Origin of the sequence: Pseudomonas sp. HY13-MNA-CIBAN-0226 (assembly GCF_040310305.1) — a bacterium.
GTDB classification, from domain to species: Bacteria; Pseudomonadota; Gammaproteobacteria; order Pseudomonadales; family Pseudomonadaceae; genus Aquipseudomonas; species Aquipseudomonas gregormendelii.
The window spans coordinates 128,378-151,896 of the sequence record NZ_JBEOPS010000014.1; the positions used below are offsets into that span (position 1 = coordinate 128,378).

Annotated in this window: 22 protein-coding genes; 14 read left to right on the top strand and 8 right to left on the bottom strand. The window is 60.9% G+C overall.

Annotated elements, in window-relative coordinates:
- The first annotated feature begins 274 nt into the window (after positions 1-274).
- Genes AAEZ05_RS16945 through AAEZ05_RS16970 form a run of 6 tightly spaced genes read left to right on the top strand, consistent with a single transcriptional unit; the run spans position 275 to position 5,793 of the window.
- Positions 275-1,219: a PDR/VanB family oxidoreductase gene (locus AAEZ05_RS16945; RefSeq protein WP_350648152.1), complete on the top strand. Its 945-nt coding sequence runs from the start codon at positions 275-277 to the stop codon at positions 1,217-1,219.
- A 52-nt stretch (positions 1,220-1,271) separates the two neighbouring features.
- Entirely contained in the window at positions 1,272-2,603 is a 1,332-nt protein-coding gene (locus AAEZ05_RS16950; protein ID WP_350648154.1) for an aromatic ring-hydroxylating dioxygenase subunit alpha, read from the top strand.
- Entirely contained in the window at positions 2,593-3,126 is a 534-nt protein-coding gene (locus AAEZ05_RS16955; protein WP_350648156.1) for an aromatic-ring-hydroxylating dioxygenase subunit beta, read from the top strand. Before AAEZ05_RS16950 ends, AAEZ05_RS16955 begins: the two co-directional genes overlap by 11 nt.
- Positions 3,126-3,719 (top strand): cysteine hydrolase family protein, encoded by a 594-nt coding sequence (locus AAEZ05_RS16960; protein ID WP_350648158.1) that lies wholly within the window; start codon positions 3,126-3,128, stop codon positions 3,717-3,719. The genes AAEZ05_RS16955 and AAEZ05_RS16960 overlap by 1 nt, the downstream gene beginning before the upstream one ends.
- A complete protein-coding gene (locus AAEZ05_RS16965) occupies positions 3,716-4,528 on the top strand; it encodes an SDR family oxidoreductase (protein ID WP_350648160.1) in 813 nt (270 codons plus the stop codon). The genes AAEZ05_RS16960 and AAEZ05_RS16965 overlap by 4 nt, the downstream gene beginning before the upstream one ends.
- 41 nt (positions 4,529-4,569) lie before the next feature.
- Positions 4,570-5,793, top strand: coding sequence for a dienelactone hydrolase family protein (locus AAEZ05_RS16970; protein WP_350648162.1), 1,224 nt, complete (start codon positions 4,570-4,572; stop codon positions 5,791-5,793).
- Between the two features lie 179 nt (positions 5,794-5,972).
- Here the strand turns inward: AAEZ05_RS16970 and AAEZ05_RS16975 are convergent, their stop codons facing one another.
- From AAEZ05_RS16975 to AAEZ05_RS16985, 3 genes are all read right to left on the bottom strand, one after another.
- Complete coding sequence (locus tag AAEZ05_RS16975; RefSeq protein WP_350648164.1) at positions 5,973-6,980, bottom strand: AraC family transcriptional regulator; 1,008 nt, start codon at positions 6,978-6,980, stop codon at positions 5,973-5,975.
- 2 nt (positions 6,981-6,982) lie between these two features.
- Positions 6,983-7,996 (bottom strand): AraC family transcriptional regulator, encoded by a 1,014-nt coding sequence (locus AAEZ05_RS16980; RefSeq protein ID WP_350648166.1) that lies wholly within the window; start codon positions 7,994-7,996, stop codon positions 6,983-6,985.
- A gap of 324 nt (positions 7,997-8,320) precedes the next feature.
- On the bottom strand, positions 8,321-9,577 hold the full coding sequence (locus tag AAEZ05_RS16985) for an OprD family porin (RefSeq protein WP_350648168.1): 1,257 nt from the start codon (positions 9,575-9,577) through the stop codon (positions 8,321-8,323).
- A gap of 414 nt (positions 9,578-9,991) precedes the next feature.
- Here AAEZ05_RS16985 and antA point away from each other — a divergent pair, with 414 nt between their 5' ends.
- The 8 genes from antA to AAEZ05_RS17025 all read left to right on the top strand — a co-directional run bounded on the left by antA (position 9,992) and on the right by AAEZ05_RS17025 (position 17,667).
- Entirely contained in the window at positions 9,992-11,395 is a 1,404-nt protein-coding gene (gene antA, locus AAEZ05_RS16990) for an anthranilate 1,2-dioxygenase large subunit (RefSeq protein WP_240889874.1), read from the top strand.
- 2 nt (positions 11,396-11,397) lie between these two features.
- Positions 11,398-11,889 (top strand): anthranilate 1,2-dioxygenase small subunit, encoded by a 492-nt coding sequence (gene antB, locus AAEZ05_RS16995; RefSeq protein WP_122838402.1) that lies wholly within the window; start codon positions 11,398-11,400, stop codon positions 11,887-11,889.
- Positions 11,890-11,907: 18 nt separating this feature from the next.
- Positions 11,908-12,933, top strand: a complete 1,026-nt coding sequence (gene antC, locus AAEZ05_RS17000; RefSeq protein ID WP_350648171.1) for an anthranilate 1,2-dioxygenase electron transfer component AntC — start codon at positions 11,908-11,910, stop codon at positions 12,931-12,933.
- 106 nt (positions 12,934-13,039) lie between these two features.
- The gene (locus AAEZ05_RS17005; RefSeq protein WP_350648173.1) at positions 13,040-14,200 is read left to right on the top strand and encodes an ABC transporter substrate-binding protein; all 1,161 of its coding nucleotides are present in this window, start codon (positions 13,040-13,042) and stop codon (positions 14,198-14,200) included.
- Positions 14,201-14,303: 103 nt separating this feature from the next.
- Positions 14,304-15,215 (top strand): branched-chain amino acid ABC transporter permease, encoded by a 912-nt coding sequence (locus AAEZ05_RS17010; protein WP_350648175.1) that lies wholly within the window; start codon positions 14,304-14,306, stop codon positions 15,213-15,215.
- A gap of 10 nt (positions 15,216-15,225) precedes the next feature.
- The gene (locus tag AAEZ05_RS17015; RefSeq protein WP_350648177.1) at positions 15,226-16,242 is read left to right on the top strand and encodes a branched-chain amino acid ABC transporter permease; all 1,017 of its coding nucleotides are present in this window, start codon (positions 15,226-15,228) and stop codon (positions 16,240-16,242) included.
- Positions 16,239-16,988: an ABC transporter ATP-binding protein gene (locus AAEZ05_RS17020; protein WP_350648179.1), complete on the top strand. Its 750-nt coding sequence runs from the start codon at positions 16,239-16,241 to the stop codon at positions 16,986-16,988. Before AAEZ05_RS17015 ends, AAEZ05_RS17020 begins: the two co-directional genes overlap by 4 nt.
- Positions 16,981-17,667, top strand: coding sequence for an ABC transporter ATP-binding protein (locus AAEZ05_RS17025; protein ID WP_350648181.1), 687 nt, complete (start codon positions 16,981-16,983; stop codon positions 17,665-17,667). Before AAEZ05_RS17020 ends, AAEZ05_RS17025 begins: the two co-directional genes overlap by 8 nt.
- Positions 17,668-17,895: 228 nt before the next feature.
- On the opposite strand, the gene AAEZ05_RS17030 is transcribed toward AAEZ05_RS17025, so the two are convergent.
- The 5 genes from AAEZ05_RS17030 to AAEZ05_RS17050 all read right to left on the bottom strand — a co-directional run bounded on the left by AAEZ05_RS17030 (position 17,896) and on the right by AAEZ05_RS17050 (position 23,484).
- On the bottom strand, positions 17,896-18,519 hold the full coding sequence (locus tag AAEZ05_RS17030) for an NIPSNAP family protein (protein ID WP_350648183.1): 624 nt from the start codon (positions 18,517-18,519) through the stop codon (positions 17,896-17,898).
- 117 nt (positions 18,520-18,636) lie between these two features.
- Positions 18,637-19,632, bottom strand: a complete 996-nt coding sequence (locus AAEZ05_RS17035) for a 3-hydroxybutyryl-CoA dehydrogenase (protein WP_350648233.1) — start codon at positions 19,630-19,632, stop codon at positions 18,637-18,639.
- On the bottom strand, positions 19,629-20,735 hold the full coding sequence (locus AAEZ05_RS17040; protein ID WP_350648185.1) for an NAD/NADP-dependent octopine/nopaline dehydrogenase family protein: 1,107 nt from the start codon (positions 20,733-20,735) through the stop codon (positions 19,629-19,631). Before AAEZ05_RS17040 ends, AAEZ05_RS17035 begins: the two co-directional genes overlap by 4 nt.
- A gap of 120 nt (positions 20,736-20,855) precedes the next feature.
- Positions 20,856-22,049, bottom strand: a complete 1,194-nt coding sequence (locus tag AAEZ05_RS17045) for an alpha-hydroxy acid oxidase (protein WP_350648187.1) — start codon at positions 22,047-22,049, stop codon at positions 20,856-20,858.
- Positions 22,050-22,206: 157 nt separating this feature from the next.
- Positions 22,207-23,484, bottom strand: a complete 1,278-nt coding sequence (locus tag AAEZ05_RS17050; RefSeq protein ID WP_350648189.1) for an OprD family porin — start codon at positions 23,482-23,484, stop codon at positions 22,207-22,209.
- Positions 23,485-23,519 lie beyond the last annotated feature (35 nt).

Here is a 23,519-nt window from a genome sequence, read left to right on the forward strand (position 1 = left end):
CGCTGTAAGAGCGGAACCGATAGAAGCCGTGACCTTAGAAATGGATATGTACACCTGAAGCCGCCATCGCGAGCAAGCTTTGCTCCCACAGGTATTTCAAGCCTGCTTCCACAGGATTCCAGGCCTGCTCCCACAGGTAATAAAAGCCTGCTCCCGCAACCTCGCAAAATGCGGCTGTCAACTTGCCGTTATCGGCTTTTTTGCCCCCGCCTGCATCCCTACAGTAAGTACGACTTCAACGGCGACCCACCCTCGCCCCGTTCAGGAATCGTGCATGTCCAGCCTGCCTTTGCGTATCGAACGGATCGACCCGCTCACGCCCCATATCCGGCGCCTGATCCTGGTCGCCGATGCCAACCAACCTTTGCCCGAATTCACCCCGGGCGCGCATATCGAAGTGCAGATACCGGGCAGCAAGGCCATGTGGCGCGCGTACTCACTGGTCAGCCTGCCGGGTAACCCGCACTACGAAATCGCCGTGCAGCTGGAAGACCAAAGCAGCGGCGGCTCGCGCTGGATGCACGGGGTGCAGGTCGGGCAGCAGTTGCTCATACGGGCGCCGAACAATCATTTTCCGTTAGTAGCCGACGCCAGTGATTACCTACTGATCGCGGGCGGCATCGGCATCACGCCGATGCTCGGCATGGCCCGCGCACTCGCTGCCAGTCAGCAGCCTTTCACCTTGCACTATGCCGGTCGGGACGCCAGTCGTATGGCGTACCTGCAGGAAGTCCAGGCGCTCGAGTCCGCCCATTGCTGGATCAGCGGCGGTGACCCGGCCCGACGCCTGCCCCTGACCCACCTCCTGAAATCCCACGCCCCCGGGCGCCACCTGTACGTCTGTGGTCCCAAGTCGCTGATCACCGCCGTGCTGCAAACGGCTCGCGAGCTGGGTTGGGACGAGCATCAACTGCACAGCGAATTGTTCATCGGCAGCCTCGACACTCAGAGCCCTGAAGCTTTTGAAGTGGAGCTGCGCAGCAGTGGTGTGACGCTGCAAGTCCCCGCAGGGCAAAGCGTGCTGGAGGCCATGATCGCCGCCGACCTGGACCCGATGTTCGATTGCCGTCGTGGTGACTGCGGAGTGTGCGTGGCCCAGGTTATCGACGGCGTCGCCGACCATCGCGACATCTGCCTGTCAGAGCGCGAACGGGCCGGGGGCAGCTTCTGTACCTGTGTATCGCGAGCGTCCAGCGCTCGACTGGTTCTCGATTTGTAAGTGCGTTGCGCCAAGGCGCCCACCCCTTCATGACGGCTAGAAAGGAGACACCATGATTCCCTCCAATGAACAAATCGCGGCCCTGGTACGCGACGACAGCGTGCACAAGAGCGTCTACACCGACCCTCAGCTGTTTGACCTGGAGATGCAGCGCATTTACGGCCAGGCGTGGATCTACGTTGGCCATGAGAGCCAGGTGAAAAACGTCGGCGACTATCATACCACCCGGGTGGGAGATCAGGACGTGATCCTGGTACGCGGCGCCGACAAGAGCGTCAACGTCCTGTACAACCGCTGCCCGCACAAAGGCGCCAAGCTGGTAGCCGAGGGCGACGGTAACGTAGGCAAGTTCTTCCGCTGCCCTTACCACGCCTGGACCTTCAAACTCGACGGCCAGCACCTGTCGGCACCGCTGAAAAATGCCTTCGAAGGTACCTGTTTCAATCCGCAGCACGCGGATTTTTCCATGGTCAGCCTGGCGCGGGTCGACAGTTATCGCGGTTTCGTTTTTGCCAGCCAGATCGATCATGGCCCGGACTTGAAGGGATTCCTCGGTGGCGTGATTACCTCCATTGACAACCTGTGCGACCGCTCCCCAGTGGGTGAAGTCGAAGTGGCCGGCGGTATTTTTCGGGTCATGCAGCGTTCCAACTGGAAGGTGTTCTACGAAAATCTGCACGACACCATGCACGCTCGCGTCACCCATGAATCTTCCGTGGATGCGGCCCGCAGCGAAGCCGAAACCCTGGGCGAAATGCCTTTCGAACTGCTGATCATGGACGGCAACGGCGAGCCTTACGATTTCTGGGAAAAACTCGAGCTGCGCGCCTACCACAATGGCCACGGCTACATGGAAGCGATCTTCGATCCGGCCGCAGCCGAGCGCGACGAGGTGTCCAAGTCCCACTTCGAGTGCCTGAGCGCAGCTTACGGTGAGGAGCGCGCCCGGGGCATTCTGGGGATGAACCGGCACAACACCGTGATCTACGGCAGCGGCTCGCCCCACACGGTGTTCATGCAGTTTCGGGTGATCCGGCCGATGGCCGTCGATCGCACGCTGGTGGAGATCCAGACGTTCCGCTGCAAAGGCGCACCGGACGCGGTATTTGACCGGGCGTTGACCTACGCCAATGTCATCAACTCGCCCTCTTCCAACGTCATGCCCGACGACGTGGAGGTCTATGCGCGCTGCCAGGAAGGCAACATGACCCGCGGCGGAGAGTGGATCAGCATGCATCGCTATGTCGGCACCGATCGGTTACTGCCCGACGGCGCGGTCTCGACCAATGGCACCAGCGAATTGCCCATGCGTAACCAATTTGCGGCCTGGAAGCACTACATGACCGCCACCCTGATTGCCAAGGAGAGCACCCATGCTGCTTGATCGCACTTTCGATGTCTCGACTCACAGCCAGATTCCGGCGCACGTACCCAGCGAAACCCTGCGCGACATCGAGCAGTTTCTGTACCGCGAAGCACGCCTGCTGGATGAGCGCCGGTTCTGGGAATGGGACCAGCTGTTTAACGACTCGGGCATGTATTGGGTGCCGCAAAAACACGGTCAGGTCGATCCCTTCGAGCACATTTCGCTGTTCTGGGAAAACCGCATGCTCCGCGAGGTACGCATCCGCCGTGTGGAGAACGTGCGTAACTGGTCGCAACAGCCGCCGACCCGCACCGCGCATCTGGTGGGCAACGTGATGATCGATGGGCTCGACAGTCAGGGCCTGCTCGTGGTGAGCGCGACGTTCCAGGTCAGCGAGTGGCGCCTCGACCAGCGCCAGTTGGCGGGACGCTATACCTACAAACTGGCGAGCCAGGACAACGGCGACTGGAAGATCCAGCTCAAGCGCGTTGACCTGATCAACTGCAACGACGTGTTCGCCAACCTGGAGGTGTTCGTCTGATGGCGCGCCCAACCGTCATTGCCCTGCACTACCAGAACGACGTCCTGCACCCCGACGGACTTATCCGCGTGGGGCTTGCGGCGCACGATCCGGCACGCGATGCGCTGCTTGATGCCGCCATCAGGCTGCAACAAGGCGCTCGTGCACGCGGCTGGCCGATCATCCACGTACGCGTGGCGTATCGCCCCGACTATGCCGACCTGGTGCAGAACGCGCCGATCCTGCGCGCGGTGGCGGCCAGTGGTGCCGTGCAGGACGGCAGCTGGGGCGCGCAGTTCCATGAAGCCTTGCAACCACTGCCAGGCCCGGACGAATTTATCGTCACCCATACCCGCATCAACGCGTTTTATGGCACGCCGCTGGATACGCTGCTGCGCCAACTCGACGCGCGGCAGTTGCTGATCGCGGGCGTCGCCACCCACTCGGTGGTCGAGAGCACGGTCCGGCACGCGGTCGATTGTGGTTTCGAGGTCACGGTTTTATCCGACGCCTGCGCCGCCGCGCACCCCGCTACCCATCTGGCAGCACTGGACAGCATGCGCCTGATCGCCACCGTCACCGATGTTGCAAGCACCCTGGAGTCAATGCCATGAAAACCGCTCCTGCAGCCAACCTGCAAGGTCAGGTGGCGATTGTCACCGGCAGTACCCAGGGCCTGGGCACCGACATTGCCCGGCAATTTTTACAGGCCGGCGCCAGCGTCATGCTGGTCGGGCGCAACCACAAAGTGGGCACGGCACTCGCCAGCGAACTGGGTGCGCGCTGTCATTTCGTCGCGTGCAATGTCGAGCTGGATGAGGACATCGATGACTGTCTCGACCAGACCCTGGCCGCTTTCGGACGCCTCGACATCCTCGTCAACAACGCCTGCGTCTACGACGACCAGGGCTTGCTGTCGGATCGGGCGCAGTGGCTGCACACCCTCAACATCAACCTGGTGTCCGCAGCGATCTTTGTGCAGAAAGCCGCGCCGCACATGGCTGAAGGCGGCACCGTCATCAACATCGGCAGCACCGGCGGCAAGTTCGGCGTGGCCGGGCGAGCGCTGTACCCGGCGTCCAAGGCGGGGCTGCTGCAACTGACCCGCAACCTGGCCGTAAGCCTGGCACCGGCGTCGATTCGGGTGATCAGCGTCTCCCCGGCATGGACCTGGTCGCCCTCGTTGGCAAACATGAGTGGTGGCGACCTCGCGGTGGCCGACCGGGTTGGCGCTCACTTTCACCCGCTGGGCCGAGTGGGGCGCGGCGAGGAAATCGGCCAGGTGGTGGCTTTTTTGTGCAGCCACGGCGCGTCATGGATTACCGGTGTGGACATTCCGGTAGATGGCGGCTTCTCCATTCTCGGTCCTGACCAAGGTCTCTCGCCGCGCACGTGGTTTGAGCGCTTGCGTGATCCCGCCTGAACAGCATTCCTAAAAAACCTGATGATGAGCGAGGCAACAACATGGGCAAGATGATCAGTGTGAACGCCGGCGACGGCAGCGGCAGTTTCGCCGCTTACCTGGCACTACCTTCCAGTGGCAAAGGCCCTGGGGTAGTGATCGGCCAGGAGATTTTTGGCATCAACGCCAACATGCGCGAAGTCGCCGATTTTTACGCCGAGGAAGGTTACGTCGCCTTGGTCCCGGACTTGTTCTGGCGCCTGGAACCGGGCGTTGAACTGGGCTACACCGAAGCCGATTTCGCCCGGGCGATCGAGCTGTTCCAGGGTCTGGATGTAGACAAGGCCGTGGCCGACATCGACGCCACCTTCAACGCCTTGCGCGCCATGCCCGAAGTCGAGGCCAGCGGTTTGGGCTACGTAGGGTTCTGCATGGGCGGCAAACTGGCGTATCTGACCGCGACACGCACCGCTGCCGCTTGCTGCGTGGGGTACTACGGCATGGGCATTGAGCAGATGCTCGACGAAGCCGACAACATCAAGGGTCGCCTGGTGCTGCACTTTGCCGAACAGGACAGCTACTGCGACGCCGACGCCCGCACTCTGATCAGCCAGCGCCTGGGCGGCCACAACAACGTCGAGATCTATACCTACCCCGACGTCGACCACGCCTTCGCTCGCAACGGTGGCATGCACTACAACAAGCCAGCGGCGCTGATGGCCCATCAACGCAGCATCGCCGCACTGAAGCAAGCCATCGGTCCGAATTACAATTTGTCGCAGCTATGGGACAAACACATCGAGTTCGAATTTGCGGTCCGCGATGTTCCGGCGACCATGGCAACAATGGTTGCCGAGCCCTACGTCAATCACATTCCGACCATGACCGGTGGCGTGGGTTATCGCGAACTGAGCCGGTTCTACCAAAACCATTTTGTGCATGCCAACCCGCCAGATATGAAGCTGATACCGATCTCGCGCACGGTAGGCGCTTCGCAGATTGTCGACGAGTTTGTGATGTGTTTTACCCACACCAGTGAAATCGACTGGATGCTCCCCAATGTTGCGCCGACAGATAAATACGTTGAGATTCCCATGCTGGGGGTCATCAAGTTCCGCGGCGACAAGCTGTGTCACGAGCATATTTACTGGGACCAGGCCAGTGTGCTGGTGCAGATCGGGCTACTTGACCCAGCAGGTTTGCCGGTGGCGGGGGTTGAGACGGCGAGGAAATTGCTGGATGAGCAGTTGCCGTCCAATACGCTGATGGGCAAATGGGCAGGTTGAGCTCCCTGTAGGAGCAAAGCTTGCTCCGGGCGACGTTTCGACGATGGACGATGGACGATGGACGAAAACGATAACGCGTTCATTCTGGATAGACGCGGCGGCTTCAAATCCATCGCGAGCAAGCTCGCTCCTACAGGGATCGGCGTAAAGGTCACGAGATTTGTGTTCGCTGCGGCTGATTATTTGCCGCAGCCAGTCTGATGCGGCAGCTCACCAAAGCGCTCCCGGTAATACCGGGCAAAGCGCCCCAGATGTGCAAAACCATGCTCCAGGGCAACAGCCGTAATGCTCAGATCGCGACCACCCAGCAGGCGCTCGCGCACCGATTCAAGGCGCAAATTACGCAACCGCTCCATCGGAGTCTGCCCGTAACAGCGCTGGCACAGGGTGTTGAGGCTGCGCACGCTCATGCCAGCCGCCGCCGCCAGTTCGCCCAGGGAGAGCGCTTCACCCAGGTGACTGCGCATCACCCCTTCGATCTTGTGCAGCTGGCGCAGTGCCTGACGCTGCGCCGGCGACTCGACCACCGCTGGCGGCAACGCGTCGACTTGCGGTGGGTGGGTCAGCAGGAACAGCGGCAGGCTTTCTTCCAGGTGGCGCAACCAGTGCGCATGCACCGGCGCGCCGTCGCTTGCCCCTAACTGTTCCAGCAAGTCATCGACCAGGCGCAGCCACCCGCGAGCCTGGCCAGTGTCGAGTCGATAAGCTGCAGGCAAGACAAAATCAGGCGCCAGCCCGCCTTCGTCCACCAGCCGCTCCTGCATCAATCGCAGCAACGAACGCGGCACCTTGAGCAGCAACTGCTCACAGCCGGTGTGCCAGACCAGACGCGCCTGGTGATTGGGCGAGAGGACGGCCACCTGGCCGGCCTCCAGGTCCAGCGCCAGCCCGTCGCACTCAATACTGGCGCGCCCGCGCAACGGCATCTGCATCAATACAAAATCGGTAAAGGGCCGTGGTCGCACCTCAACCTCGGCGCCATAACGCAGGACAAACAATTGGCAACGCCCTACTTCAGCGCGAAAAAAAGCCGTGTCGACATTCCCGGTGCGCCAGCTCAAGTCGTGTTCGACCAGCTCACGAGCGAGCAGCCGATGACTTTCCTGGCGCGAGCGACTGGTAAACACCGGCGTGCGACACAGCTTCGACAGATCGAGCCCGGCGCCAGGACTTGAAAGCGCAGCCATGCTCACAGCGACCGGCTACGGCGAGCTTCGTTACGCTGCAAGGTGGTGCTCGGCGTCTCATCGAACAGCTTGCGGTACTCGATGGAGAACCGTCCCAGGTGGGTAAACCCCCACCCCATGGCGATGACCGAGATATTGCGCGACGAATTATCCTCGAGGATTTCCTGGCGCACGGCACCCAGCCGGTGCTTCTTCAGATACGCCATGGGTGACATGCCGAAGTACTTCCTGAACCCTTCGAACAGCTTGAACCTCGACACCCCGGAAATCGCCTCGATGTCTTCCAGGTGCAGCGCTTCGCGTGCGTTCTCGTGGATGTACTGCTTGGCCCGAATCAGGTAGTGCGGCAGCTTCACGCCCAGCACATCGCGCAATTCTTCGGAGTAGTTGTTCGGTTGGGCGAGGATCAGGCCCTTGATCAGCGAACTCTCGATGTCGCGAGTGAAAAACGTCTGGTCGTACAGCTCGCGACTGCGCTCCAGTTCGCCGATAAAATAGCGCGCCATGCGCCACCATGAGGCGGAGGAGCCGTTGACGGCGTCCATCACCGGCTCGAAACGCAAAGGGGTTTCCAGAGGCCGCTGCAACATGTCCTCAAGGGATTTGCGCATGGCCGCGCGGGTGATCACCACCTGAATCTTGCGGCAATCGCCGTTGATCGCCAACTCCTGGTTTTCGTGGGGCGAAACGATGATTGCGCAGTCGCGATCGGAGGTCATCTCACAGCCGTTCTTGAGTAGATGCTGTTCGCCCACCAGGGGCAGGCTGAGGCTGTAGCTGTTGAGGTGCTCGGCGTCTTCGATGCCCACCGTCACGTCGGTGCCGTACTCGATCACCCCCAGGGTGGTCGACATCGACTTGAGCACATTGCCGCTGTGATGAAACTGAATGCGGTTGGGATGACTGGTCTTGAGCAGGTGTGGCCCGCAGATTCCGGCCATCCACTGCCGCGCGCCATTGAGGTCATAGCGCTCGATACGAATGTCACGAACATGTGCATCAGGACTTGTACTCATCACGGGGCACCCACGGCTGTTTTTTTGAACGCGCTCTAACGGCACGCCTCTGCGGGAAGGAGCAATCTTCATGCCGCCAGACCGCCTGCGCGGCCGGCCCGAAATATGCGGATAACATTCGTCGAAAAATCGGATAGGGACCGCTCAAGACCGCAAACATCCACCCGGCTGTCCACCCTTCCCGCCCCGTAAACACTGGAAAGACGCAGCAAAAAAGCGCACTTGGCCACCGACTGCACGATAGTCAGGCACCAAGGGCAGGCGTGATTGGGTATTACCTGCCCAGATGAACAGGCAGGTGTTACCCCCTGTAGGCGTGATCGCTTACCAGAATTTCCAGGTGTAGGTGGTGATCAGGCGGTTTTCGTCGAAGTCATTGGCGTGGCGGAACTTGACGTTGATATTGCGCAGTTCCACGCCCAGATTCTTCAACGGCCCGTCCTGGATCACGTAGGACAGGTAAATATTGCGTTCCGATTCGCTGCTGTCACTCAGGGCACCACGATCAATGTCGGTGCCGCGCATATAACGCGTCATCAACTTCAGACCGGGCACACCCACGCCAGCGAAATCGAAGTCGTAGCGCGCCTGCCAGGATTTCTCGTTGGGTTTTATGAAGGCAATGGCGGACCAGTTCACCAGGTACGGCTGGGGGGCATAACCATTGAGGGTCGGGAACGGACTGTCGCCGAGCATGCGCTGGTAACCCAGGCCGAACGCGTGGGCACCTTTGCGCAAGGTGGTCATGGCTCCGTAGGAGCGATTGTCGATGCGCCCGTACAGCGCGTCACCATCTTGCTTGTTGTTGAAGTAGCGCACATCGGTTTTGAGCCCGTAACCACTGCCCAGGTCGGCCAGATAGGTTCCGCCCAGGTAGTGCTGGCGGTAGATATCTTCCAGCTGCCCGTAGAAGTAGGTCCCGGTCAGCGCGGGAGTGAACGCATAGCTGGCACCACCGAAGTTCAAGCCGTCGCTGCGGCGTTGAATGTCCGGGCCGTTGAACAGGTACATTTTCTCGCTGTTGGAGGATTCCCGGCCGCTGATTTCGGTGAAGCGCCCACCGGTCAGTGTCAGTTTATCCACCTCCTTGGACTCGATCAGGGTGCCGTGGTAAGTGGTGACCAGTTGCCGCGAATCGTCCATGTAGGCCACCGGCAGCGTTGGCCGGTGCTCGCCGAATTTCAACTCGGTTTTCGAATAGCGCACCTTGGCCGTGTAGCCGCCGCGGCCATATTCGGTGGCTTGCTCCTGCTTGCTGACACTGTACGGAATGATGCTGTCAGGCCCCCTGCCGCCACCGCCGTCGAGTCGGTAGGCGTACTGCATGGAGGCGTCCAGACCAAACTGCACCGGGCCCTCGGTGTAGCCCGAAATGAAGCGCAAATCGAAGCCCTGGGTCCAACTGCCAATGCGCGAGTTCTTTGGGTTTTGGCCCTTGTAGTCACGGTCGATATAAAAGTTTCGCAGGCCCAGGCCCAAATGGCTGTCTTCGACAAAGTCCGCCATTGCCATCATCGGCGTCATCATTCCGGCCAGGCTGGCCGTCTGCACGCAACGGGTAAACCAACTCGCTTGAAACATAACTTCTCCCCTCTCTTTTAATGTGCGAACACATCAAGTAGCGGCGCGACCAAAGTGATCACCCCAATCGTCGACAGTCGTTTCTTTATTAAAATAGTCAGCATGAGTCGAATTATTAAGATGCTCACCCGGCGTAAGACCCGACACGCATCGGCAATGATTAGGCCGTATTAACGATTGACTCTCTATCCTGTTAATCCACGAGTCATATCCGTTTACTTCGCTTTGGCAATCCAGCATTAATCCCTTGCCCTGCGCGGCTGGAGCCCTGGCAGGCTGCAGCCAGGCGGGCCAATTTTATGGACTGCGTTTGCCGACTAAGCGGATAGACCCACGCCCAGGCAACTTATTTAATGAAGGCACACACCACTTATTAAATGCGCGAATTAGCCCGGTGCAACGAGGTATCGATTAATGAGCAGTGCAAAAAGCCTGGAACAATGGAAAAGCTTTATTGAGGGCTGCCTGGACTTCCGTCCGGCAGAGGGTATTTTCCGTATTGCCCGGGATATGTTTACCGAGCCGGATTTATTTGATCTGGAAATGCAGCTGATCTTCGAAAAGAACTGGATCTACGCCTGCCATGAAAGTGAAATCGCCAACAAACACGATTTCATGACGATGCGCGCCGGGCGCCAGCCGATGATCATCACCCGCGACGGCGACGGCCAGCTCAATGCACTGATCAACGCCTGCCAACACCGCGGCACCACCCTGACGCGTGTCGGCAAGGGCAACCAGTCGACCTTCACCTGCCCGTTCCACGCCTGGTGCTACAAAAGCGATGGTCGCCTGGTCAAGGTCAAGGCGCCCGGTGAATACCCGGAAGGTTTCGACAAGGCCACCCGCGGCCTGAAAAAAGCCCGTATCGAAAGCTACAAGGGGTTCGTGTTCATCAGTCTCGACGTCGATGGCAGCGACAGCCTTGAGGACTTCCTCGGCGACGCCAAGGTGTTCTTCGACATGATGGTCGCGCAGTCGCCCACCGGTGAGCTCGAAGTGCTGCCAGGCAAGTCGGCCTACACCTACGACGGCAACTGGAAACTGCAGAATGAAAACGGGCTGGACGGTTATCACGTCAGCACCGTGCACTACAACTACGTGGCCACCGTGCAACACCGCCAGCAGGTCAACAGCGAGAAAGGCCTGGCCGGCGCCGACACCCTGGACTACAGCAAGCTAGGCGCGGGCGACAAGGAAACCGACGACGGCTGGTTTGCTTTCCACAACGGTCACAGCCTGCTGTTCAGCGACATGCCCAACCCGGCGGTGCGCCCCGGTTACGCGACGATCATGCCGCGCCTGCTCCAGGAGCACGGCCAGGGCAAGGCCGAATGGATGATGCACCGGCTGCGCAACCTGAACATCTACCCAAGCATGTTCTTCCTCGACCAGATCAGTTCGCAACTGCGCATTATCCGCCCGATCGCCTGGAACAAGACCGAGATCAACAGCTTCTGCCTCGGTGTAGTCGGCGAGTCGGATGCGGATCGGGAAAACCGCATCCGTCAGTTTGAAGACTTCTTCAACGTCTCCGGCATGGGCACCCCCGATGACCTGGTGGAATTTCGCGAAGCGCAGCGCGGCTTCCAGGCTCGCCTGGAGCGCTGGAGCGATATCTCCCGCGGCACTGGCAAATGGGTCGAGGGCGCGACGCCCAACAGCGAAACCATCGGCATCTCACCGGCGCTGACCGGCACCGAGTTCACCCACGAGGGCCTGTACGTCAATCAGCATGGCAACTGGCAGCGTTTCATGCTCGAAGGCCTGGCGCGCCTGGCCGCCGAAGAGCAACCGTTGAAACTGCGTGAGGTGTGAACATGAATTCGCAACTGCAATACCGCATCGAGCAATTTTTCTATCGCAACGCCGAAGCCTGCGACGCCCAGGATTGGGATACCTACCTGTCGATGTTCAGCGACGACAGCGAGTTTCACCTGCCGCAGTGGGACTCGGAACACGTCTACACCACCGACCCGAAAAGAAGCATGTCGCTGATCTACTACCCCAACCGGGGCGGCCTCGAAGACCGGGTGTTCCGCATTCGCACCGGCAAGGCGGCATCGACCATCCCGATGCCGCGCACCCTGCATCTGATCAGCAACGTGCGCATCGCGCCGCTGGACAACGACCAGCTGGAGGTGCGGGTCAACTGGCACACCCTCTACTACCGGCTGCAAACCGCCGAGCAGTTTTTCGGACGCGCGACCTACCACCTGCGGCCCGACGGCGACAGCTGGAAGATCACCCGCAAGCATGCGCTGCTGCTCAACGACACCATCAATTCGGTGCTCGATTTCTATCACCTCTGACTGGCGGAAGTCTGGATCATGAGTCACAAGGTCGCATTCAGTTTTGCCGACGGGAAAACCCTGTTCTTCCCGGTTCAGAGCAACGAAATCCTGCTCGATGCGGCGCTGCGCAACGGCATCAACATTCCGCTGGACTGCCGGGAAGGTGTGTGCGGCACCTGCCAGGGGCGCTGCGAGTCGGGCCAGTACAGCCAGGACTATGTCGACGATGAAGCACTGTCGGCGCAAGACCTGGACCAACGCAAGATGCTCACCTGCCAGACGCGGGTCCAGTCCGATGCAGCGTTCTATTTCGACTTCGCATCGAGCATGTGCAACGCACCGGGACCGGATCGGCTCAAGGGCATCGTACGGGCTGTCGAGCAGGTCTCGCCGAACACTGCGATCCTGCATCTGGATGCCGGCGCCGATGGGCAACAACTGGACTTCCTGCCCGGCCAGTACGCCAGGCTGCAAGTGCCGGGCACCGACGGCAAGCGCTCCTATTCGTTCGCCAACCGCCCCAATAGCAGCAACCAGTTGCAGTTCCTGATCCGGCTGCTGCCTGACGGGCTGATGAGCAATTACATTCGCGAGCGCAGCCTGATCGGCGACGAGATCATGCTCGAAGCGCCCCTTGGCGCTTTCTACCTGCGCCATGTCGACAAGCCTCTGGTGCTGGTCGCCGGTGGCACCGGGCTCTCGGCGTTCCTGGGCATGCTCGACGAGATCGCCGAGCGTGGCGGTTGCGGGCATCCAGTGCACCTTTACTACGGCGTGCGCAATGCGGCGGACCTTTGCGAAACCACGCGCATCGCGGCCTACGCCGAGCGCATCCCGGGCCTTCGCTTCACCCCGGTCATCAGCGATCCGGCCCCGGACTGGAGCGGCAAGCGCGGGTACATCACCGAGCATTTCGACCTGGCCGAATTTCGCGACCAAGACCTGGACATGTACCTCTGCGGACCACCGCCGATGGTTGAATCCATCAAGCAATGGCTGGCCGGCCAGGGCCTGGACCAGACCCGCCTGTACTACGAGAAATTTACCGAGAGCAACACCTGACACTGGAAGCCGCAACCACAACAAATCTCCAGGCACTCGCACATTTTTACTGCCCTCCACTAACAACTACGTCTCGCGCGATGCGGACTTCACTAAAGGCGGCATTATGAAAAAACTACTCGTGGGTACATTGCTGGCAGCCAGCTGCGTAGCCAGTCTGCTGGCACAGGCCCAGGACCCGGTGCGCATCGGTTTTATCACCACCCTCTCGACCCCCGCCGGTTACCTGGGCGAAGACTCCCGCGACGGTTTCCAGCTGGCGATCGATCAGGAAAACGGCAAGCTGGGCGGTGTGCCTGTGAGCTTGCTGGTCGAGGACGACGGACTGCAACCGGCGCGTGCCAAGCAGATCATCGACCGCATGAGCCTGGACGGCATTTCGCTGTACACCGGGGTGATCTTTTCCAATGTGCTGGCGGCGGTGGTCAACACCGCGACCAAGGACGGCTTCTACATCAGCAACAACACCGGCCCGTCGAGCCTGGCCGGCAAACAGTGCAAACCCAACTACTTCGTCGCCTCATACCAGAACGACACCATCCATGAAATGGCCGGGGTGGCGGCCAATGACCTGGGCTACAAGAAGATGGTGATCCTCGCCCCCAACTACCAGGGTGGGCGCGATGCGCTGGAGGGCTTCAAGCGCACTTACAAGGGCGAGGTCACCGAGATCTACACCAAGCTCAACCAACTGGATTTCTCGGTCGAGCTGGCCCGGGTACGTTCCCTGGCACCGGATGCGATTTTCGAATTCCATCCTGGCGGTGCCGGCATCAACTTCGCCAAGCAATACGGCAGCTCGGGCCTGGGTAAAACCATCCCGATGGTGGTGCCTGTCTTCTCCATGGACGAGCGCATGCTCGCCGCTACTGGCGATGTGGCCAAGGGCATGAACATCGTGAGTTTGTGGAACCCGGGGTCGGATAACCCGGCCAACCAGGCCTTCGTCAAGGCATTCACCGAGAAATACAACCGGGTGCCGACCGTATATGCGGCCCAGACCTACGACACGGCACGGCTGATCGGGGCTGCCTTGAAGACGGTGGATGGCAACGTGAAGGACGCTGCGGCGTTTCGCAATGCCCTGCGCAACGTCAAGTTCGACTCGATCCGTGGCGACTTTGCCTTCGGCAAGAACCAGCATGCGGTCATTGACTGGTATCTGCTGCGGGTAGAGGCCGATGCCAGCGGCAAGCTGGTCCAGGTGCCGGTGCAGACCATCGCCAAATCCCAGGTGGACAGTTTTGCGGCTGAATGCGCCCTGTAATCCGCGATCCTGTGGCTAGTCAAGTTGCTGTGGCGAGGGAGCTCGTCACGGGGCTGCGCAGGCTCAAGTCATCAGCATTTCGGCACTTTTCGTAGGATTCCCCATGCTGTTACTCGAACAAATACTGAACGGCCTGCAATACAGCGCCCTGCTGTTTTTGCTCGCATCGGGCCTGACCCTGATCTTTGGCATCATGGGCGTGATCAACCTGGCCCACGGTGCCTTCTACATGGTCGGGGCCTTTTGCGCCGCCTGTACCGCTTCGGCCAGCGGCTCGTTCTGGCTCGCCGGCCTGGCGGCGATCGTCGGCTCTGCACTGTACGGGCTGCTGATTGAAACCAGCATCATGCGCAGGCTCTACAACCGCGACCATCTCGACCAGGTGCTCGCGACCCTGGCCGTGGTGTTCTTCACCAACGAGCTGATCACCGTGTTGTTCGGTCGCAGCCCGCCGGCGATGCCGACTCCCGAGTGGTACGGCAATTTCGTCGAAGTGCTGCCCGGCCTGATGTACCCGGTCAGTCGCCTGCTGTTCATCGCGGCCGGAGCCCTGGTGGCGATCGCCATGTGGTTGCTGATCAACCATACCCGCCTGGGCATGCTGATCCGCGCCGGGGCCGATGATCACGAGATGGTCGGCGCATTGGGCGTGAACATCGCGCGCCTCTACACCCTGGTGTTTGTCTTTGGCTGCGTGCTGTGCGGCCTTGCCGGCTTCATGGCGGCACCGTTGCTGTCGGTGGAAATCGGCATGGGCGAGAAGGTGCTGATCACGACCTTCGTGGTGATCGTCGTCGGTGGCGTCGGCTCGGTGCGTGGTGCCCTTGCCGGGGCCTTGTTGATCGGCATGGTGGACGGTCTCGGGCGGGCCTATATCCCGCAACTGCTCGACCAACTGCTGCCCGCCGAAGTCAGCGGCACCTTGAGTGGCGGGCTGATTTCCGCCAGCGCCTACATCGTCATGGCCGTCGTACTGCTGGTCCGTCCGCGCGGCCTGCTACCGGCCCGTGCCTGAGGAGAACACCATGTCCCGTCGAGTGCTTATCGATCTGCTGTGCCTGGCAACATTCGCCCTGTTGCCGTTACTCGCCTCCCTGTTGCACGAACCTTTCCTTGTCAGCCTGTTCACCCGCCTGGCGATCTACGGCATGGCGGCGGCCAGCCTCGACCTGCTGATCGGCTACGGTGCGATGATCAGCTTCGGTCATGCGGCGTTCTTCGGCCTGGGTGGCTACGTGGTCGGCGTCATTGGCTTTCACACGTCCCAGGCCATGCCCCTGTGGGGCTGGGAAGGCTCCAGCAGCGCGCTGATCGTCTGGCCGTTGTCACTGCTGGTCTGCGCGCTGTTTGCCTTGGTGGTGGGTTATCTGTCACTGCGCACCAGCGGCGTGCAGTTCATCATGATTACCCTCGCCTTCGGCCAGATGCTGTATTTCGTCCTCGGCTCGCTGTCGCTGTATGGCGGCGATGACGGCATCCTGCTCAGCGAACGCAATACCCTGCCGGGCCTGGATCTGGATAACCCGGTGCAGTTCTACTACCTGTGCCTGGCGCTGCTGGTAGCCTGGCTGCTGTTCTGCCGGCGACTGGTGCGCTCGCGGTTCGGTTACGTGCTCAGAGGGCTCAAGCAAAGCGAGCGACGCAGCATCAGCCTGGGCCTGCACCCGCTGCGCTATCGATTGACGGCATTCGTCATCGCCGGAGTCGGTGGTGGCCTGGCCGGTATTCTGTGGGCCAACTACGCGATGTTCGTAAGCCCGGACATGGGTGGCTGGCACAAGTCCGGCGAATTGATGGCGATGGTTATTCTTGGCGGTGTCGGTACCTTGCTCGGGCCGGTGCTTGGCGCTGCGGTGTACCTAGGTCTGGAGCAGGTATTGAGCCTGTGGACCGAACACTGGCTGCTGATCTTCGGCCCCTTGCTGCTGGTGGTCGTGCTGTTTGGTAAAAAAGGCCTCTACGGCTTACTCCTCAGCCCGCTCCCCCGTTGGCGCAAATCACCCGCTACGCCCGCCATCGTCAATAGCGAGGTGCGCCCATGAACCCGCTACTGTCGATCCAGGACCTGGAAAAATCCTTTGGTGCGGTCAAGGCCACCAACGGTGCGAGTTTCGATATCGCCCCTGGTGAACTGCACGCCATCATCGGGCCGAACGGTGCGGGAAAATCCACGCTGATTTCGCAGATCGCCGGGGAAATCCGCCCGGACAAGGGAAGGATCTTCCTCAACGGCCAGGACATCACCGCCGTGCCTGCCCACCAGCGCCCTCGCCTGGGGCTGGCGCGAGCCTTTCAGGTCAGCCAGCTTTATCCGGAGTTCACCCTGCTGGAAAACGTTGCCGTGGCAATTGCTGCCCGCGATGGCCAGACATTTGGCATGTGGCAGCCGCTGGGTAGCGATAAACGACTGCTGGAACCGGCGAACGACTACCTGCAACGTGTCGGTCTCGCTTCACGCGGCCAGGCACTGGTCAGCGAGTTGTCCCACGGCGAACGGCGACAACTGGAAATCGCCCTGGCCCTGGCCCAGGAAGCTTCGGTGTTGTTGCTCGATGAGCCCATGGCAGGCATGGGGGCTGAGGAATCGGCGCGCATGACGCAGCTGCTGCTCGAGCTAAAGGGGCGCTACGCGATCCTGCTGGTCGAGCACGACATGGACGCCGTATTCGCCCTGGCTGACCGCATTACCGTGTTGGTCTACGGCCAGACCATCCTGACCGGCAGCGTCGAGCAGGTTCGCAACGACCCGCAAGTACGCGCCGCCTACCTGGGAGAAGAACATGCTTGAAGTCAGTGGATTGCAGGCAGGCTATGGCCTGAGCCAGGTGCTGTTCGATATGCACCTGAAAATCGAACAGGGCCAGGTGGTGTCGCTGATCGGGCGCAACGGCATGGGCAAGACCACCACGGTCAAGTCGATCATGGGCCTGCTCAAACCGACCGCCGGGAGCATCCTGATTCACGGTCGGGAAATGCGCGGCGCACCACCCTATCGCATCGCCCAGGCTGGCTTGGGCCTGGTGCCGGAAGGCCGGCGCGGGTTTGGCAGCCTGAGCGTACGGGAAAACCTCCTGGCCACCGCAACCCGCGGCAAATGGGACCTGGCACGGGTCTACGCGCTGTTTCCGCGCCTGCAGGAGCGCCAGGATCAATTATCGAAGACGCTTTCGGGTGGCGAGCAGCAGATGATGGTGGTCGCCCGCGCCTTGCTGACCAATCCGCAACTGCTGATTCTCGACGAGGCCACCGAAGGCCTGGCGCCGATCATTCGCGAAACCATCTGGAGCTGCCTGGCGAGCTTGAAGGCCGAGGGGGAGACGATTCTGGTGATCGACAAGAACCTCAAGGAAATGGCGCGAGTGGTCGACTGCCATCACATTATCGAAAAGGGCCGTCAGGTGTGGAGCGGGACGCCGGGACAATTGGCTGACACGCCGGAGTTATCCCGGCGTTACCTGGGGGTTTGAAAGGACCAAAGGCCGAAGGCGAAACCTGTGGGAACGAAGCTTGCTCCGGGCGGCGTTCCGACGATGGTCGTTAACGATATCACGCACGTTCGGGATAACACCTTCAACTGTAGGAGCGAGCTTGCTCGCGATGGTCGTTAACGATAACGCGTGCATCAAGCATAAACGCGGCGCCCTCCAGTTCATCGCGAGCAAGCTCGCGCCTACAAGAGTCTGGCTTGCCGGTGGTCATTGCAGCGGCGAAAAACTCGCCGGCAGGTAGATGGTCGAGTGCATATCGAGCAGCTGTGGCCCCGAGTTTTCCGGGGGCCATACGCCGTCCTTTACGGCGCGGGTGCGCACGTCCAGGCGTTGTTCGAGCGAGGCATAGGGCCAGATGTGCAGGTAACGGGGCAATAGACCGTCGGTGGCATAAAAAGCGGCATACACCGGTGAGTACTGCTCGGCAGTCCTGGGCTCCACGGCTTTTTTCCAGCCTTCGAGCGTGGGTGCCAGGCCCGACGGCACCAGGTCGTACATGCGCAGTTCGTAGAAGGGCCCGTGGCGTCCGGCCGGCAGTGGCTCGATAAAGGGAAACAGGCTGTAGTTTTCCACGCGCATGTTCAGCAGGTACGCCTCCACGCCAAACGCATCGGCGCTCGCCAGATACCGTTCACGCTCCGCCTGGCGCGAGGCCTCGTCGGGGTAACCGCGCAGCAGTGCTATCTGATTGAGCGGACCGATCTCCGAAGCCCAGCACCCCATCAATCGCACTCCGGGATCAGCGCTGCCCAGGTGCTGCTCCAGACACTCCATGGCCGTGGCAACGGTGCGCACGCGCACGGTGAACGTGATCAATTCGTACAGCTTCATGACAACCTCGATTCAAGACCAGACAGGTAGATGGATGGGCTTCATCCACGACAAAAAAACCGACGCCGCCGGTGTGGCGCGTCGGTCGGGTAAAATCAGGGCGTGAAGCTGTCGCAATCAGGAGACCACCGCGCCATTGAACACCGGCGACAATCCCATCAACTCAAGCTTGCGAGTGAACTCACCCAGCCGCTGCAGTTTGTAGGCTTCCAGGTCTACGTCCTGGTAATCATAAAACCCCTGCCCTTCGCGCAGCCCGTTGCGCCCCTGCGCCATGTTGTCGGCGATGACCTGAGGCGGCAGGAAGCGCGGATCGATGGCTTGCGCCAGGTAGTTGGAGGCATAGAACAGGATGTCGCCGCCGCCCCAATCGATGAATTCAAGCATCCCCAGTACCGAGAACCGCAAGCCGAAACCGACGCGAATCGCCGTGTCGATGTCCTCGGCGCTGGCCACGCCCTCCTCGACCATGCGCGCCGCTTCGTTCATCGCCAGCGCCTGGATTCTCGGGACGATATAGCCCGCTGCCGGGGAGCATTGCACCGGGACTTTGCCGATGCGCTTGAGCAAGGCCATCAAGCGCTGCAGTACCTGGGGACAGGTGGCTGCGCTGCGGCTGACTTCCACCAGCGGCATCAGGAATGCCGGGTTCAGCCAGTGGGCGTTGACGAAGCGCTGCGGATGGGTGACCAGTGCCGCGAGTTGCGTGACCAGGAAGGTTGAAGTGGTGGATGCGATCACGGTGTCAGCGGCGCATGCCTCGCTCAACCAGGCGAAGGTCCGGGTCTTGAGTTCGAGCACCTCTGGCACGGCCTCGAATACCACTGCGGCGTCTTGCAGACAGGCGCCACTGCCATCGCGGTCGCACAGGTGCACATGGCTCATTGCGTGCTCGGCCTGTGCAGCATCCAGGGAGCCGAGGCGTACCAGGGTGGCCAGTTCGCCACGCAGATGCTCTTCGACCTCGCGGAAGTAGCGGGCTTGCGCCGCCGCATCCCGTGGCTTGATGTCGATCACGGTTACCGGCAGCCCCGCGAACATGAACGCCAGGGCAATGCCCTCACCCATGCGTCCGGCACCGACGACGCAGATGCCTTGCCGGTCGGCGCTCATGCCGGCAACCCCTGGCTGAGGCATTGCGTCATCTGGCTGCGGCTGAGTTGATCAAGGCCAAGGTTTTCCAGGGTTCGGCCATGGGCATACAGGTCGATGCCGCTCACCACCGTGGCCACACTCAGCAGGCCCTGGGCCACCGGGGTCGGCACGCCGGCCCAACGTCCTACCGACACCAGGAACGACAGGCCCAGGCGCGTGTCTTCGAGCATGTAGCGGTGCTGTTGCAGGTCGATGTCTTCGCGCCAGTCGCCGCTGTCGGTGAGTTTGCCGTGAGCGCCGCGACCATACATCCACTCATCGCCATCGGTGGCGTAGTGATCGGCCAGCGGGAAATGCGGTGCGCCATAGCCCAGCGCCTCACGCACGGCGATGCGTTCGGCGTCGAGGGCATTGGTCACGCGGCGGATCGAAGGGACGGTACCTTCGTTGTGAATGTCCCAAGTGGCGAAATGTTCGAGGGGGCCGGCGTTCATCAGGATCAATGGCGGATGAATGATCGGCCCGGCGTTCATCAATGCACCGCTCAGGGCGTCCTCTATCGGCTCGACGCTGGGGTAGGCTTCGCGCAATACGGCGAATGCAGACTCGCTCAGGCGGCTGGGGAAAACTCCGGTCGGCAGACGCGTCGCGTAGCCGCTGATCACGACCTGATTATCACCGTGCTTGCGCGCCAGGTAGGGCAAGGTGCCGGTTTCGGCAAAGGCCACTTCGGCGTGATTACCGACCTTCGCCATTGCCTGGGCGAACACCATGCTGCCGAACGTGCCCGGCGGCAGGAACACCACTTGACCGTCGTGCAGCAGCGGCGCGAGTTCAGCGGCGAGGTCCTCGTGGGTGGTCGAGGGCAAGGCAATGACCAACAACTGTGCATCGACCACGGCGTGGGCCAGCTCGCACGTCAGGGTCAGGGCGTCGCCGGGCTGGCCCAGGCTGACTTTACGCTCGCCACGAAAGTCGCGCACCCGCAGATGACCCAGGCCTTGCAAGGTTTCCAGCGCGGCGCTGTCGCGGCGCCACAGACGTACCGAATGGCCTTTTTCCGCCAACTCTATGGCTGCCGCATAGCAACCGTGACCACCGCCGATAACACTGATATTCATGGATACACTCCTGTAGAAGAGCCTCGATCCTAGCAACGGGTCCGCGCGTTCACTGGCCGAAACGCGCAAGCCTGGTTCCGATTGTGCAAAGCATTAGGCCCCCCACAAGTTTCGACTGGCTCAGGATGCGGGTCGTTGCACATGCCGCGGGAACAGGCTGTCGCGGTCCAGATGGTTGAGGTGGGTGCAGCCCATCAGGTTCATGGTCCGCACCAGTTCTTCGCTCAACAGATCCAGGGCTCGGCCAACGCCGGATTCGCCTGCGACCGCAACGCCGTAGAGGGTGGAGCGGCCAAGCATGACCGCATCGACCCCCAGGGCCAGTGCCTTGACGATATCGCTGCCACGGCGAATTCCGCCGTCGAGCAGCAGGCTGAGCCTGCCTCTTGCCTGCGGTGCAATGGCCGCCAGGGCGTCGAGGCTGCTCAGGGCGCCGTCCAGTTGGCGACCACCGTGGTTGGAAACCACCACGCCATCGAGCCCCAGCGCGATGGCATGCTCGACATCCGCCGGGTGCAATACACCCTTGAGCAAAAGCCGGCCGTTCCACTGTTCGCGCAGGCGCGCCAACATGTCCCAGTCGAGCAAGGTATCCATCTGCTTGCCGATAAACGCCATCGACCCCAAGGCATTACGCTCGCTCGCTGGCAGATAAGGTTCAAGGTTGCCCATGCCCGGCATCCCCGACGGCCACAGAGTCTGCTTGAGCCAGCGCGGGTGGCGAATCACATCGAATTTGTTGCGCCACGACAGCTGTCGCGGCCTGGCAAAACTGCGCCGGTCCCATTCGCGATTGCCCAGCACCATCGCATCGCAGGTCAACACCAGCGTCCGGCAACCAACCGCGCTGGCTCGCTGCAACAGATCCTTTTGCACCTGGGGATCGCGCATGGCGTACAGCTGGAACCACAGGTCGACGCCAGGTACAGCCGCAACCAGGTCTTCGAGTGAAGTATTGGACGCAGTACTCAATGTGAACGGCAGCCCCCTGGCCGTTGCAGCCCTGGCCAGGTGGATGTCGGCATCGCGATGCAGCAGACCGTTGTAACCCGTCGGCCCGATCAGCATCGGCAGGGGCAGCACCTGGCGCAGCAACAGCCGCGAAGTGTCCGGGGCATGGCACGGCACCATGGCTCTGGCGTGCAGACCGTAGCCGTTGAAGGCGCTGAGATTGTCGCGCAGCGTCAGCTCGTCCTGGGCTCCGCCGTTGAGGTATTCCCACGCGAAGTACGGCAGGCGTCGTTGGGCCATGTGGGCCAGTTCGGCAATGCTGTGGACACGGTCCAGGTCCGTGCCGGTATAAAAACGGCGCATAGGCAGTCCTTGAGAGGTGTGCTTCAGACAACAACAAAAAGATCAAAAAAAAGCCCGGAAGGAGCAGTCCGGGCGAAGGAAACCGGGGCTGAAAGTGCCCGATGCGCGAGCACTCGAGTCAGCCATTTCAAGCAACCGAAAACAACGCTCCCGGACCTCAGAACTTCCAGGTGTACGTGGTGATCAGGCGGTTTTCCTGATAGTCCGGACCTGACGCATTGCCATTGCCATAGCGGGTCTTGACGTCGATGCGACGCCATTCAAAACCCACGTCCTTGAGCGCGCCGCTTTGCACCACATAACCGAGCACGATGTTGCGTTCGCTTTCGACGTTCTGGTCCAGGGCATTGCTACCACGGTCGACTCCAGTGCCGCGCATGTAGCGAGTCATGAACTTCAGCCCCGGCAACCCCATGCCCGCGAAGTTGTAGTCATAACGCAACTGCCATGAGCTCTCGTTAGGCTTGACGAAGGCCACGGTCGACCAGTTCACCAGGTAGGGTTGCGGCGCATAGCCATTGAGCGTCGGGAACGTCGACTCGCCGAGCATGCGCTGATAACCGACGCCAAAGGCATGGGCGCCCTTTTTCAGGGTGGTCATGATACCGTAGGATTTGTTGTCGATATCACCGTACAGCGCCTTGCCGTCTTCACTGTTATTGAAGTAACGAAGGTCGGTCTTCAAGCCATAACCGGCGCCCAGGTCATGGTTATAGGTCAACCCCAGGTAATGCTGTTTATAGATATCTTCCAGCTGCCCAAAGAAGTAAGTACCGGACAAGTTCGGGGTGAACGCATAAGTGGCACCGCCAAAATTCAGACCGTCACTGCGCCGTTTAACGTTGGGGCCATTAAACAGGTACATCTTCTCTCGGTTGGAAGACTCCCGGGAACTGATTTCGGTAAATCGCCCACCGGTCAGCGTGAGGTTGTCCACTTCCCTGGATTCGAGCTGCACGCCGTGATAGGTGGTGATCAACTGCCGGGAATCATCCATGTAGGCCACCGGCAGGGTCGGTCGAAGCTCGCCCACTTTCAACTCGGTCTTGTTGTAGCGAACCTTGCCGGTCAACGCCGCACGACCATAGTCGCGGACCTGCTCGCCTTTACTGGCGTCGTAGGGAATGATCGTGTCCGGGCCACGCCCGCCGCCGCCATCCAGGCGATAGGCATACTGGGCCGAGAGGTCCAGGCCGAACTGCAGCGTGCCCTCGGTATAACCCGAGATCGCACGAAAATCGAAGCCTTGGGTCCAGCTGCCGACGCGTGATTGCGGTGCATCGGGCTGTTTGAAATCGCGGTCGATGTAGAAATTGCGCATACCCAGGCTGACCTGACTGTCATCTACAAAGTCGGCGTGGGCAAGCAACGGTGTGAAGACCCCCATCACGGCCGCGGTGGAGAGGCCACGGTTTATCCAGCTCTTCTGAAACATCAAACTTTCCTTCTTTTTTACATGCACAAAGGCAC